11 protein-coding genes are annotated in these 13,344 nt (G+C 40.8%); 10 read left to right on the top strand and 1 reads right to left on the bottom strand.

Annotated features, from left to right (window positions below; all coding sequences use genetic code 11):
• Positions 1 to 221: 221 nt before the first annotated feature.
• From leuC to CLOL250_RS12420, 10 genes are all read left to right on the top strand, one after another.
• Entirely contained in the window at positions 222 to 1,487 is a 1,266-nt protein-coding gene (leuC, locus tag CLOL250_RS12465) for a 3-isopropylmalate dehydratase large subunit (RefSeq protein ID WP_044946197.1), read from the top strand.
• A 244-nt stretch (positions 1,488 to 1,731) separates the two neighbouring features.
• Positions 1,732 to 2,217: a 3-isopropylmalate dehydratase small subunit gene (leuD, locus tag CLOL250_RS12460; protein ID WP_008402914.1), complete on the top strand. Its 486-nt coding sequence runs from the start codon at positions 1,732 to 1,734 to the stop codon at positions 2,215 to 2,217.
• Between the two features lie 274 nt (positions 2,218 to 2,491).
• On the top strand, positions 2,492 to 3,577 hold the full coding sequence (gene leuB / locus CLOL250_RS12455; RefSeq protein WP_008402913.1) for a 3-isopropylmalate dehydrogenase: 1,086 nt from the start codon (positions 2,492 to 2,494) through the stop codon (positions 3,575 to 3,577).
• A 15-nt stretch (positions 3,578 to 3,592) separates the two neighbouring features.
• Positions 3,593 to 5,269: a dihydroxy-acid dehydratase gene (gene ilvD / locus CLOL250_RS12450; RefSeq protein WP_008402912.1), complete on the top strand. Its 1,677-nt coding sequence runs from the start codon at positions 3,593 to 3,595 to the stop codon at positions 5,267 to 5,269.
• A gap of 25 nt (positions 5,270 to 5,294) precedes the next feature.
• Positions 5,295 to 6,977, top strand: a complete 1,683-nt coding sequence (gene ilvB, locus CLOL250_RS12445) for a biosynthetic-type acetolactate synthase large subunit (protein ID WP_008402911.1) — start codon at positions 5,295 to 5,297, stop codon at positions 6,975 to 6,977.
• 33 nt (positions 6,978 to 7,010) lie between these two features.
• Positions 7,011 to 8,093: a 3-phosphoserine/phosphohydroxythreonine transaminase gene (gene serC / locus CLOL250_RS12440; RefSeq protein ID WP_008402910.1), complete on the top strand. Its 1,083-nt coding sequence runs from the start codon at positions 7,011 to 7,013 to the stop codon at positions 8,091 to 8,093.
• Positions 8,094 to 8,109: 16 nt separating this feature from the next.
• Entirely contained in the window at positions 8,110 to 9,273 is a 1,164-nt protein-coding gene (locus CLOL250_RS12435; RefSeq protein WP_008402909.1) for a phosphoglycerate dehydrogenase, read from the top strand.
• A 26-nt stretch (positions 9,274 to 9,299) separates the two neighbouring features.
• Positions 9,300 to 10,385 carry an aspartate-semialdehyde dehydrogenase gene (gene asd, locus CLOL250_RS12430; protein WP_008402908.1) on the top strand — a complete coding sequence of 362 codons (1,086 nt, stop codon included), beginning with the start codon at positions 9,300 to 9,302 and terminating at the stop codon, positions 10,383 to 10,385.
• Between the two features lie 210 nt (positions 10,386 to 10,595).
• The gene (locus tag CLOL250_RS12425; protein ID WP_008402907.1) at positions 10,596 to 11,390 is read left to right on the top strand and encodes a glycosyltransferase family 2 protein; all 795 of its coding nucleotides are present in this window, start codon (positions 10,596 to 10,598) and stop codon (positions 11,388 to 11,390) included.
• Between the two features lie 69 nt (positions 11,391 to 11,459).
• Positions 11,460 to 12,407 carry a glycosyltransferase family 2 protein gene (locus tag CLOL250_RS12420; RefSeq protein WP_008402906.1) on the top strand — a complete coding sequence of 316 codons (948 nt, stop codon included), beginning with the start codon at positions 11,460 to 11,462 and terminating at the stop codon, positions 12,405 to 12,407.
• A gap of 61 nt (positions 12,408 to 12,468) precedes the next feature.
• Here the strand turns inward: CLOL250_RS12420 and CLOL250_RS12415 are convergent, their stop codons facing one another.
• A complete protein-coding gene (locus tag CLOL250_RS12415; RefSeq protein WP_008402905.1) occupies positions 12,469 to 13,344 on the bottom strand; it encodes an FkbM family methyltransferase in 876 nt (291 codons plus the stop codon).

The raw sequence follows: 13,344 nt of genomic DNA, 5'->3' as shown, positions 1-13,344 counted from the left end.
CGAAACGAGCGGAAGCGTTCCCTGTTTGGTAAAGTCAAAGATAGTTAAATAGAGTTCAGATTAAATATCATTATAAATATAAGTTATATAATGTATTACTATTATATATTGTAATTATACCATCCAGTGTGGTAAAATCAATAAAAATATTCAATAACAAAATGCGTGAAATAGCGACAGTTATTTACAAAATAAGATTTTGGATCAGGAGGACAAAGCACATGGGTATGACAATGACTCAGAAGATTTTAGCTGCACATGCAGGACTTGACAGCGTGGAAGCCGGACAGTTGATCGAGGCAGATTTGGACCTTGTACTTGGAAATGATGTTACAACACCTGTAGCAATTCATGAGATGGACAAATTCAATAAGAAAGAAGTATTTGATAAGAATAAGATTGCACTTGTAATGGATCACTTTACACCAAATAAGGATATCAAGAGTGCAGAGCACTGTAAATGCGTCAGAGAGTTCTCGGCAGAGAACCAGATCAAGAATTTCTTTGATGTAGGTTCTATGGGTATTGAGCACGCTCTGTTGCCGGAGCAGGGACTGATCGTTGCAGGCGAGACCTGTATTGGTGCAGATTCTCATACATGTACATATGGTGCACTTGGTGCATTTTCAACCGGTGTTGGAAGTACCGATATGGCAGCCGGTATGGTGACAGGCAAAGCATGGTTTAAAGTACCATCTGCGATCAAGTTCAATATTGTAGGAGAGAAAGCGCCTTGGGTCAGTGGTAAGGATGTTATCCTTCATATCATTGGTATGATCGGTGTGGACGGTGCATTATACAAATCAATGGAATTTGTTGGTGATGGTATTAAGAATCTGACAATGGATGATCGTTTTACTATCGCAAATATGGCGATCGAAGCAGGTGCCAAGAACGGAATCTTCCCGGTGGATGAATTAACAGAAGCATACATGAAGGAACATTCCACAAAGGCTTACAAGAAGTATGAAGCAGATGCTGATGCGGTTTATGATGAAGAGTATACGATTGATCTTTCCACACTTCGTCCAACAGTTGCATTCCCACATCTGCCGGAGAATACAAAGACAATTGATGAAGTTGGCGATATCAAGATCGATCAGGTTGTAATTGGCTCCTGTACAAATGGACGTATTTCCGATATGCGTATTGCAGCAGATATTATCAAGGGCAGACAGGTAGCACCTGGCGTTCGTGTCATCGTGATTCCCGGAACACAGGAAGTATACTTACAGTGTATCGAAGAAGGACTTATGACGATATTTGTAAAGGCTGGGGCTGTAGTTTCTACGCCTACCTGTGGACCATGTCTTGGTGGACATATGGGTGTTATGGCTGCAGGTGAGAGAGCCGTATCCACAACAAACCGTAACTTTGTAGGACGTATGGGTCATGTTGATTCAGAAGTATATCTGGCAAGCCCGGCTGTTGCAGCAGCATCAGCGATCACAGGCAAGATCAGCAGTCCGGAAGAACTTGGATTATAAAGATAACATTAGAATAGTAAGTTTGGGTTATTAATAGCGTTATATATGTTGCATCAGAGTTGTTTAGCATTACCAATCAGGGGAATACGAAGTCGCCGGTCCTTAGATGGTGCGTAGCGGCATCTTAGTACCGTTGCAGACTGAGTTAAGCGGGAGCGACCCCAGATTGGTATGCTGGAACAGCTCAATGCAGATGTGTTATATATTAATAACCCAAACTTCATAAAAAAAAAGGAGACAGACTATGAAAGCATATGGTACAGTACACAAATATGGTGACAACGTAGATACAGATGTTATTATCCCTGCAAGATATCTGAATTCATCAGATCCTGCGGAGCTTGCAAAACACTGTATGGAAGATATAGATAAGGAATTTGTAAACAACGTAAAAGCAGGAGATATTATCGTGGCAAAGAAGAACTTTGGCTGTGGTTCCTCCAGAGAGCATGCACCGATTGCGATCAAGGCATCCGGTGTAAGCTGTGTTATCGCAGATACATTTGCAAGAATTTTCTATCGTAACTCGATCAATATCGGACTTCCGATCATTGAGTGTCCGGAAGCAGCAGAAGGTATCGAGAACGGTGATGAAGTAGAGATCGATTTTGACAGTGGTATCATCTACGACAAGACAAAGGATACCCGGTATAAGGGTCAGGCATTCCCTCCATTCATGCAGGAGATCATTAAGAATGAAGGCCTGATTAACTACATTAATAACAAGTAATGCACATTTGAATAACTCTATGCTATGCAAGCGTGCTTGCATATAGCATAGGAGTTATTCAAATGTATAGTGCGCAGCACAAACCGAGCCGAGAGGCGAGGTTGCATTACTTGGTAAAGAAAAGGCATATGCCAATAACTCTATGCTATGCAAGCGTGCTTGCATATAGCATAGGAGTTATTCAAATGTGTAGTGCGCAGCACAAACCGAGCCGAAAGGCGAGGTTGCATTACTTGGTGTGCATTACTCGGTGAAAGAAAGGCAGGAATAAAAGATGAAATGTAATTTGGCAGTGATCAAGGGTGACGGTATTGGCCCTGAGATCGTAACAGAAGCAATGAAGGTTCTGGATAAAGTCGGTGAAGTATATGGTCATACATTTGATTATGAGCAGATACTGATGGGTGGATGCTCAATCGATGCAACCGGAGTACCGCTTACAGATGAGGCAGTAGCAGTAGCAAAATCAAAGGATGCCGTATTGTTAGGCTCCATTGGTGGAAATACTTCAACCTCACCATGGTATAAGCTCCCTCCAAACTTAAGACCGGAAGCAGGACTTCTTAAGATCCGTAAGGAGCTTGGTTTATTCGCGAACTTAAGACCGGCAAATCTTTATGAGGAGTTAAAGAGTGCCTGTCCGTTAAAGGAAGAGATCGCAGATCGTGGATTTGACATGATGATTATGCGTGAACTGACAGGTGGTCTGTATTTTGGAGCAAGAAGTACAGAGGAGATCGATGGTGTGTTAACTGCACATGATAATCTTGTATATAATGAAAACGAGATCCGTCGTATTGCGATCAAGGGCTTTGATATCGCAATGAAGAGAAGAAAGAAAGTTACATCTGTAGATAAGGCAAATGTTCTGGATTCCTCCAGATTATGGAGAAAGATCGTAGAAGAAGTGGCAAAGGACTATCCGGAAGTAAGCTATGAACATATGTTAGTTGATAACTGTGCAATGCAGCTTGTAAAAGATCCTGCACAGTTTGATGTTGTATTAACAGAGAATATGTTCGGTGACATCCTTTCCGATGAGGCATCCATGATCACAGGTTCGATCGGTATGCTTCCGTCTGCATCCTTAAATGAGACGAAGTTTGGTATGTATGAGCCAAGCGGCGGATCAGCACCGGATATTGCAGGACAGAACAAGGCCAATCCTATCGCAACGATCCTGTCGGCAGCTATGATGCTTCGCTTCACATTTGACTTGGATAAGGAAGCAGATGCAGTAGAGCAGGCTGTAAAACAGGTACTGGTAGATGGTTACAGAACATGTGATATTATTTCAGATGGAATGACACCGGTAAGCTGTTCTGAAATGGGAGATTTAATTGCAGAACGCATAAAATAAAGGAGAGTATAGAAGATGAAGAGTGATAATGTAAAAGTCGGAATGCAGCAGGCACCACATCGTTCCCTGTTTAATGCACTCGGTATGACAAAGGAAGAAATGGAACGTCCGCTGGTAGGTATCGTATGTTCTTACAATGAGATCGTTCCGGGACATATGAATCTGGATAAGATCGCACAGGCAGTTAAGATGGGAGTTGCCATGGCTGGTGGTACACCTGTCATGTTCCCTGCAATCGCAGTATGTGATGGTATCGCTATGGGACATATCGGTATGAAATATTCATTAGTAACCAGAGATCTGATCGCTGATTCTACAGAAGCAATGGCAACTGCACATCAGTTTGATGCACTGGTTATGATCCCAAACTGTGATAAGAATGTTCCCGGTCTGTTAATGGCTGCAGCAAGAGTAAATGTACCTACCGTATTTGTATCCGGTGGTCCTATGCTTGCAGGTCATGTAAAAGGTCATAAGACCAGTCTTTCCAGTATGTTTGAGGCTGTTGGTTCTTATTCGGCAGGCACCATGACAGCAGAAGATGTAAATGAATTTGAATGTAAGGCATGTCCTACCTGCGGTTCCTGTTCCGGTATGTATACAGCAAATTCCATGAACTGCTTAACAGAAGCACTTGGTATGGGACTTCCTGGAAACGGAACCATCCCTGCTGTATATTCTGAGCGTTTAAAGCTTGCAAAGCATGCAGGTATGGCTGTTATGGATATGTACAGAAAGAATATCAGACCAAGAGATATCATTACAAAAGAAGCAATCATCAATGCCTTAACCGTTGATATGGCACTTGGCTGTTCTACCAACTCCATGCTTCATATTCCGGCTATCGCACATGAGATCGGATTTGACTTTGATATTTCCTATGCAAATGAGATCAGTGCCAAGACACCAAACTTATGTCATCTGGCTCCTGCAGGTCCTACTTATATGGAAGATCTGAATGAAGCCGGTGGCGTATACGCTGTTATGAATGAATTAAAATCCGCAGGTCTGTTAAATGAAGACTGTATGACAGTAACCGGTAAGACGATCGGTGAAGCTGTTGACGGCGTAGCAAATAAGAATCCGGAAGTTATCCGTACACTGGATAATCCATATAGTAAGACCGGTGGTCTTGCAGTATTAAAGGGAAATCTTGCACCGGACGGTTCTGTTGTAAAGCGTTCCGCTGTTGTACCTGAGATGATGGTGCATGAAGGACCTGCAAGAGTATTTGACTGTGAAGAAGATGCGATTGCAGCGATCAAGGGCGGTAAGATCGTACCCGGTGATGTCGTTGTTATTCGTTATGAAGGACCGAAAGGAGGCCCTGGTATGCGTGAGATGTTAAATCCTACATCAGCGATCGCAGGTATGGGACTTGGATCATCAGTAGCCCTGATCACAGACGGAAGATTCTCAGGAGCCAGCCGTGGTGCATCCATCGGACATGTTTCACCGGAAGCAGCCGTTGGTGGTCCGATCGCACTGGTAGAAGAGGGAGATATCATCAAGATCGATATTAACAATACAACGATCACGTTGGATGTACCGGATGATGTGCTTGCACAGAGAAAGGCTGCATGGAAGCCAAGAACACCAAAGGTAACAACCGGTTATCTTGCGAGATATGCCGCTATGGTAACATCAGGAAACCGTGGAGCAATCTTAGAGGTACCAAAGGCTGATAAGTAGAGAGTATTAAAGGAGCAAAAGGAAAATGGCAAAGAAGATATCAGGTTCTGAGATAGTAATTGAATGTTTAAAAGAACAGGGTGTTGATATTGTGTTCGGGTATCCGGGGGGCGCGATTTTAAATGTCTATGATGCCTTATATAAGCATCAGGAAGAGATCACGCATGTACTTACATCGCATGAGCAGGGGGCAGCACATGCCGCTGACGGATATGCAAGAGCGACAGGTAAGGTCGGTGTCTGTATGGCTACATCCGGTCCCGGTGCAACAAACCTTGTAACGGGAATTGCAACTGCATATATGGATTCCGTTCCGATGGTTGCGATCACCGCAAATGTCGGAGTAAATATGCTCGGTAAAGACAGCTTTCAGGAGATTGACATTGCAGGTGTTGTAATGCCGATCACAAAGCACAGCTTTATCGTAAAAAATGTAGAAGACCTGGCACCGACGATCCGTCGTGCATTTAAGATCGCAAAGAGTGGAAGACCGGGTCCTGTTCTTGTTGATATCACAAAGGATGTTACAGCTGCAGAGACAGAGTATACATATGAAGAACCTGCAGTGATCGAACGTAAGACAGATACGATCCGGGAAGAAGACGTAAATAAAGTGATTGAGATGATCAAGGTATCCAGAAGACCATATATCATGGCAGGCGGCGGAGTGATCATTTCAGGAGCTTCCGAAGAATTAAAAGAATTTGCCGAGAAGGTAGATGCACCTGTATGTGACACACTTATGGGAAAGGGTGCATATGATGGTACAAGCGAGCGTTATACCGGCATGATCGGAATGCACGGAACCAAGGTATCGAATCTTGGAGTATCCAGATCTGATCTTGTGATCGTGGTAGGAGCACGTTTCTCCGACCGTGTAATCGGAAATGCTTCCAAGTTCGCACCAAATGCAAAGATCATCCATATTGATATCGATGCAGCCGAGATTGATAAGAATATTCCGGCAAATGCAAGCATTGTGGGTGATGCAAAAGAAGTTCTGACGATATTAAACAGTAAACTTCCAACTCAGTCAAATCGTTCCTGGATGGCAGAAATCAAGGATTTAACAGAGAAAAATCCGGTTACATACGACATGGATCACTTAAATGGACCGGCAACTATCAAAAAAATCTATGAAATTACCGAAGGAAATGCTATAATCACTACTGATGTAGGTCAGCACCAGATGTGGGCGGCACAGAATTACACTTATAAGGAGCCAAGAACCTTCCTTTCATCAGGAGGACTTGGTACTATGGGATATGGCGTCGGTGCAGCTATCGGTGCAAAATATGGCAGACCGGATAAGACTGTAGTAAATATCGCAGGAGATGGATGCTTCCGTATGAACATGAACGAGATCGCAACAGCGGCTCGTTATAAAGTACCGATCATTCAGGTGGTATTAAATAACCACGTTCTCGGAATGGTAAGACAGTGGCAGAATCTGTTCTACGGACAGCGGTATTCGAATACAGTATTAGATGATTCTGTTGATTTTGTAGCAGTATCAAAAGCACTTGGGGCAAATGCAAGTAAGATCACATCGATTGAAGAGTTTGAAACAGAGTTTAAGAAGGCATTGACAGCAGATGGTCCGACCGTACTGGATGTTATGATCGATTCCGATGATAAGGTATGGCCTATGGTAGCTCCGGGTGCTGCAATCGACACCTGTTTCACAGACAAAGATCTTGATAATTAAAAATAACAATATTAAAAAAGAAGGAGATAAAAAATGGCAAGAGTATTTAACTTTTCAGCAGGTCCATCCATGCTTCCTGAATCTGTATTAAGAGAAGCAGCAGAAGAAATGCTTGACTACAGAGGAACAGGCATGAGTGTTATGGAGATGAGTCATCGATCGAAAGCATTCGATACGATCATCAAAGAGGCAGAACAGGATCTTCGTGATATCATGGAAATCCCTGATAATTACAAAGTATTATTCTTACAGGGTGGTGCTTCCCAGCAGTTCGCTGCAATTCCTATGAACCTTATGAAGAATGGTGTAGCTGATTACATTATCACAGGTCAGTGGGCAAAGAAAGCATACGAAGAAGCTAAAAAATATGGAAAGGTAAATGCTGTTGCTTCATCAGCAGATAAGACATTCTCATATATTCCGGATTGTTCTGATCTTCCGATTGATGAGGATGCAGATTATGTATATATCTGTCATAACAATACAATCTATGGAACTACATATCACAAGCTTCCAAATACAAAGGGCAAGATCCTGGTAGCAGATATGTCATCTGACATTCTGTCCCAGCCGGTCAATGTATCTGACTATGGTATGATCTACTTTGGTGTACAGAAGAATGTAGGCCCGGCCGGTGTAGTAGTTGCTATCATCCGTGAAGATCTGATCCGTGATGACGTTATGCCATTCACACCAACCATGTTAAAGTATAAGACACAGGCAGATGCTGATTCTCTTTACAATACACCACCATGCTACGGTATCTATATCTGTGGCAAGGTATTCAAATGGGTAAAAGAGATGGGTGGCCTTGCAGCTATGAAAGAGCACAATGAGAAGAAGGCAGCAATCCTTTATAATTTCTTAGACAGCTCTAAGATGTTCAAGGGAACTGTAGTAAAAGAGGATCGTTCTTTAATGAATGTTCCGTTTGTTACAGGTGATGAAGAATTAGATGCCAAGTTCGTAAAGGCTGCAACAGAAGCCGGTTTTGTAAACCTGAAGGGACACAGAACTGTTGGTGGTATGAGAGCATCCATCTACAATGCAATGCCAATCGAGGGTGTTGAGAAGTTAGTAGAATTCATGAAGGATTTCGAAGAGAAGAATTCATAATAAAGGAGAATTTAAAATGGCAGTTAAAGTGAATTGTTTAAATCCGATCGCTGCATGTGGCATGGAGCTGTTACCGGATACATATGAAATAACGGATAATTATGCAGACGCAGATGCAGTTCTGGTAAGAAGCGCATCCATGCATGATCTGGAGCTTTCAGATAAACTCCTGTGTGTTGCAAGAGCAGGTGCAGGTGTAAATAATATTCCGCTTGATAAATGCGCAGAAAAGGGTGTTGTAGTATTCAACACACCTGGTGCAAATGCAAATGGTGTTAAGGAACTGGTTGTAGCAGGTCTGCTTCTTGCTTCCCGTGATCTGATGGGCGGATACAACTGGGTAAAGGACAATGCTTCTGATGAGAACCTTGCAAAAGCAGTTGAGAAGCAGAAGAAGCAGTATGCAGGTAATGAGATTGCCGGCAAGAAGCTCGGTGTTATCGGTCTTGGTGCGATCGGTGCCAAGGTAGCAAATATCGCAGTCAGACTTGGAATGGAAGTATATGGTTATGATCCGTTTGTATCAGTTGATGCAGCATGGGGCTTATCCAAATACATCAAACATATTACAAATGTAGAAGATATCTATAAAGAATGTGATTATATCACAATCCATGTTCCTGCACTTCCTGCAACAAAGGGAATGTTGAATGCAGATGCATTTGCAATGATGAAGGATGGTGTCAGAATCCTGAACTTTGCAAGAGATGTTCTTGTGAATGATGAAGATATCAAGGCAGCACTTGCAAGTGGCAAGGTAGCAAAATATGTAACAGATTTCCCAAATCCGGCAATCGCAGGTACAGAAAATGTAATCGCATTACCACACCTTGGTGCCTCCACAGAAGAATCTGAAGATAACTGTGCGATCATGGCATGCAAGGAGATCAAGGACTTTATGGAGAATGGTAATATCAAGAACTCCGTAAACTATCCAAATGTAAATATGGGTGTATGCGGTGACACTGCCAGAGTTACGATCTGCCATAAGAATATTCCTAACATGCTGACACAGTTTACCGGAGTATTTGCAAAGCAGGGTGGAAATGTATCAGGAATGATCAGTCAGGCAAAGGGTGAATATGCATATTCAATCCTTGATATTGATAAGGTTCCTACAGAAGACGATATCAATGCATTACTTGCAATTGATGGCGTTATCAAAGTTCGTGCGATCTAAGAAAAAAGATTAGGAGATTAGTAAAAATGAGTGATAAACTGAAAGTCGGTATTCTTGGTGCTACCGGTATGGTAGGACAGAGATTTATAGCATTATTAGAGAATCATCCATGGTTTGAGGTTGTAACAGTGGCTGCAAGCCCAAGAAGTGCCGGAAAGACATATGAAGAGGCAGTCGGCGACAGATGGAAGATGGATACTCCGATGCCGGAGGGCGTTAAGAAGCTCATCGTTCATAATGTAAATGAAGTAGAACAGGTTGCTGCAACTGTAGATTTCGTATTCAGTGCAGTTGATATGTCAAAGGAAGAGATCAAGGCGATCGAAGAAGCATATGCAAAGACAGAGACTCCTGTAGTATCCAACAACTCAGCACACCGATGGACACCGGATGTTCCTATGGTAGTACCTGAGATCAATCCGGAGCATATGAAGGTCATTGATTTCCAGAAGAAGAGACTTGGAACAACCAGAGGCTTTGTAGCAGTAAAACCAAACTGCTCCATCCAGTCTTATGCGCCGGTTCTTACAGCATGGAAAGAGTTTGAACCATATGAGGTAGTTGCTACCACATATCAGGCAATTTCAGGTGCAGGTAAGACATTTAAGGACTGGCCGGAAATGGTTGGAAATATCATTCCATATATCGGTGGAGAAGAAGAAAAGTCAGAGAAGGAACCACTTCGTATCTGGGGTAAGATCGAGGATGGTGTGATCGTTCCTGCAACAACACCGGTTATCACATGTCAGTGTATCCGTGTCCCTGTATTAAACGGACACACAGCAGCTGTATTTGTTAAGTTCAAGAAGAATCCTACAAAGGAACAGTTGATCGAAAAACTGGTATCCTATAAGGGCGTTCCTCAGGAACTTGAGCTTCCGAGCGCACCAAAGCAGTTTATCCAGTATCTGGAAGAAGACAATCGTCCACAGGTATCAATGGATGTTGACTTTGAACACGGTATGGGAATCAGCGTTGGCCGTCTTCGTGAAGACACTGTATATGACTGGAAGTTTGTTGGTTTATCCCATAATACAGTCAGAGGTGCAGCAGGTGGTGCTGTTCTTTGCGCAGAGCTGTTGAAGGCACAGGGATATATTACAAAGAAATAAATATATGATGGAAGATATCGCATAAGTAACTGTTAGCGAATAACAGAGATGTAGATATGTATCATATAAAGAAATAGAATAGGCATGGAATATGACGTTTTAGTTGTATTCCATGCCTGTTTGCATTAAAATGATAAATGAATTAAAAGAAAGGAATGGATCATTAAGTGACTTAGAGATCATATAGTGTTCCATAAATAGTATATAGTAATGCGACATTCGACGAATCACACATTTGTTGTCTGTGCTTATAAAGAGTCACCATATCTGGAAGAATGTATCCGGTCATTGGTAGCACAGACTGTAAGATCAAATATCGAAATCTATACATCAACGCCTAATGAACATATCAGAAATATTGGTGAGAAATATCATATTCCTGTATATGTAAACGAAGAAGCGGGACAGGGAATACAGGCAGACTGGAATTATGCATATAATCATGCAAAGACAGATTATGTAACTGTTGCTCATCAGGATGATGTGTATGAACCGGAGTATGTCCGCGCTTTCTTAAAATGTATAAAGACATATGATGATTGGAGCATATACTATACTGATTATACACCGATCAAGCATGGGGACAGTAGCAAGCGGGATGTAAACAGTAAAATCCGAAGGCTTCTTCGTTTTCCTGTAAAGAATCGTAGAAAGGCGAATAAAATCTGGCGGAAGAAATTAACTCTCTGTCTGGGTAATTCAATCGTATGTCCGCTTGTTACATATAACAAGAAACGACTTGGTGATACTGTGTTTACATCGGAATATGGGTTTAATCTCGACTGGGATACCTTCTACAAGCTGGCATGCCAGCCGGGAAGGTTCTTATATATGGATATGGTACTCGGTCATTACCGCGTCCATGATGGCGCCACCAGTAAGGACTTTATAGAGAACCATAACCGCGAGATCGAAGACCAGAGCATGTTCGAGAAGTTCTGGCCGAAATGGGTTGTGAAGGTGATCATGGTGTTCTACCGGCTGGCGTATAGGACGTATGATTAGCAGAAAGATAAGAGTAAGTATAATTGGAAATTATCATATAAAATCTATGAAAGTGAACATAAGAAAAGTATGAGAGATATATTATATATTGTTGTACCTTGCTATAACGAGGAAGCAGTTATTGATGAAACAACAAAAAGATTAACAGAAAAATTGAAAAATTTAATTATAACAGAGCGCATATCGGAAAAAAGCCGCATTTTATATGTAAATGATGGTTCTAAAGATAATACATGGACTATTATTGAGCGATTGTATAACGAAAACGAATTTGTTACCGGATTAACGCTATCCAGAAACAGAGGACATCAGAATGCATTGTTAGCAGGTCTGTTCGAGGCAAAAGAGTATGCGGACATGATTATATCAATGGATGCAGATTTGCAGGATGATATAGATGTTATTGATAAATTTGTAGATGAATATTATAACGGTTCTCAGATAGTTTATGGAGTTAGAAAATCCAGAAAGACGGATACTTTTTTTAAACGGACGACGGCGATAGCTTTTTATAAATTGATGCGTATGATGGGAGTTGAATTAGTTTATAATCATGCTGATTATCGATTGATGAGCAAGAGGGCAGTAGAGGAACTGGAGCAATATAAAGAAGTAAATTTATTTTTACGTGGACTTGTACCATTGATTGGCTTTAAAAGTTCTGTTGTGGAATATGACAGAGGTAAGAGATATGCAGGGGAGAGCAAATATCCTTTAAAGAAAATGATCTTTTTTGCAATAGATGGCATAACATCAACGAGTGTAAAACCTATAAGAATGATTACAGCCCTTGGATTTATAACAGCATTTATTAGTGTAATATTTTTGATTTATGTTATAATAGGACATTTAGTTGGACATACTGTATTAGGATGGACGACCATTATTGTATTAGTTTGTCTGTTTGGAGGTATGCAGATTATGTGCATTGGAATAGTTGGGGAGTATGTAGGAAAAATATATCTTGAAACGAAGAAAAGGCCGAGATATATTGTTGAGGAGAAAAAGCTAAAATAAAGACAATAAATAAAAAACACTAAGGCTTTATTAGATTAAAACCTTAGTGTTTTTGTATATATTAATTCCATATCCTTAGGACACCTGTACGGACATATGGTTCTGAGAAGTAAAAATCGTAATAGTATAGCATATAACCATTCGATGAGCAGATATTCCAGTTGTGAAATAGTTCCCTAAAATATTTTTCATGCCATGCACAGTGATAGACGCATAGTGCAAGTTGAATTGATTGTTTAGAAGAGAAAAGAAATGATCCGCCTTTGATAATGTCTGGTTCGCTTCCTTCGGCGTCGATTTTAATGAATAAATTTTCATTTTCAAGATGTTTTTCTTTTATAAAATCATCAAGGGAAATGTGTGTATCATCAGAATAGGATGAAACAAATTTTTTAATTATGACAACTTTATCTTTGTAGTTTTTGTATGTTTTTTCCAGTGCCTGAATCCATTCATTAGAGCATTCAAAAATGTATACTTTCTTTACAGCGTCGATATAATCAATAGGGAAAAAACCTTCAGCACCACCAATATCAAGAATTACACTATCTTTTTGAGGATGAAATTCTTCTGTTGTATATCGATGTGGTGATTGCGTGTCCTGCTCAAGTAGGATATTTTTAAAATAGCGTGCAGCACGGTATTTATTTGTAAATGCAGGTTTTAAATAAATATCAAAATTATGATAATTTGTAAAATATAAATTACTTGTCTTATCTTTTTTGATAGAAATATCAGAAGATTTGTATTGCTCTGTAAATTTATATGGAAATACATTTACTTTATTATCGTTTAAATATTTAGCTATTTTCATGTAGTCAGGGTTATCTTGTCTGGCTAGGTAATTGATTATTTTTTTCTTTTTTAATCGGCCGGATAATTCACATAAAATAAATTCCAAATCGTTTTGAGCTAGTTTATATGGTAATCTTTGCAT

Source organism: Clostridium sp. L2-50, assembly GCF_000154245.1.
Lineage (GTDB): Bacteria > Bacillota > Clostridia > Lachnospirales > Lachnospiraceae > Coprococcus.
The sequence above is the reverse complement of the archived record's forward strand: the minus strand, read 5'-3'. Positions and strand labels throughout refer to the sequence as shown.

Coding starts and splice junctions, on each gene's coding strand:
- leuC (WP_044946197.1), top strand. CDS start 222: ATGGGTATGACAATGACTCAGAAGATTTTAGCTGCACATGCAGGACTT.
- leuD (WP_008402914.1), top strand. CDS start 1,732: ATGAAAGCATATGGTACAGTACACAAATATGGTGACAACGTAGATACA.
- leuB (WP_008402913.1), top strand. CDS start 2,492: ATGAAATGTAATTTGGCAGTGATCAAGGGTGACGGTATTGGCCCTGAG.
- ilvD (WP_008402912.1), top strand. CDS start 3,593: ATGAAGAGTGATAATGTAAAAGTCGGAATGCAGCAGGCACCACATCGT.
- ilvB (WP_008402911.1), top strand. CDS start 5,295: ATGGCAAAGAAGATATCAGGTTCTGAGATAGTAATTGAATGTTTAAAA.
- serC (WP_008402910.1), top strand. CDS start 7,011: ATGGCAAGAGTATTTAACTTTTCAGCAGGTCCATCCATGCTTCCTGAA.
- CLOL250_RS12435 (WP_008402909.1), top strand. CDS start 8,110: ATGGCAGTTAAAGTGAATTGTTTAAATCCGATCGCTGCATGTGGCATG.
- asd (WP_008402908.1), top strand. CDS start 9,300: ATGAGTGATAAACTGAAAGTCGGTATTCTTGGTGCTACCGGTATGGTA.
- CLOL250_RS12425 (WP_008402907.1), top strand. CDS start 10,596: ATGCGACATTCGACGAATCACACATTTGTTGTCTGTGCTTATAAAGAG.
- CLOL250_RS12420 (WP_008402906.1), top strand. CDS start 11,460: ATGAGAGATATATTATATATTGTTGTACCTTGCTATAACGAGGAAGCA.
- CLOL250_RS12415 (WP_008402905.1), bottom strand. CDS start 13,344: ATGCAAAGATTACCATATAAACTAGCTCAAAACGATTTGGAATTTATT.